Source organism: Agrobacterium sp. a22-2, assembly GCF_012276985.1.
GTDB lineage: Bacteria > Pseudomonadota > Alphaproteobacteria > Rhizobiales > Rhizobiaceae > Allorhizobium.
The window spans coordinates 1-382 of record NZ_JAAXMM010000126.1 but is presented as its reverse complement, the minus strand read 5'-3'; the positions used below and the strand labels follow the sequence as shown (position 1 = coordinate 382).

Here is a 382-nt window from a genome sequence, read left to right as displayed (position 1 = left end):
CTATTACACCGATCCGAAGAATGGCGCAGCGGCAATGAAAGCGTTCGTCGTGACCCGTGTGGGTGACGTTTTCCTCGCTTTCGCACTGTTCATTCTTTACAACGAACTGGGCACCCTGAACTTCCGCGAAATGGTGGAACTGGCACCAGCGCACTTTGCTGACGGCAATAACATGCTGATGTGGGCGACGCTGATGCTGCTGGGCGGTGCGGTCGGTAAATCTGCGCAGTTGCCGTTGCAGACATGGCTTGCCGACGCGATGGCGGGCCCGACGCCTGTCTCCGCGCTGATCCACGCCGCAACGATGGTAACCGCGGGTGTCTACCTGATCGCCCGTACCCACGGCCTGTTCCTGATGACGCCGGAAGTTCTGCATCTGGTG

Annotated in this window: 1 protein-coding gene; it reads left to right on the top strand. The window is 59.4% G+C overall.

Annotated elements, in window-relative coordinates; translation table 11 throughout:
• The coding region (locus HFC70_RS26705) for a proton-conducting transporter membrane subunit (protein ID WP_305792536.1) at positions 1-382 on the top strand (382 nt) is incomplete at both ends.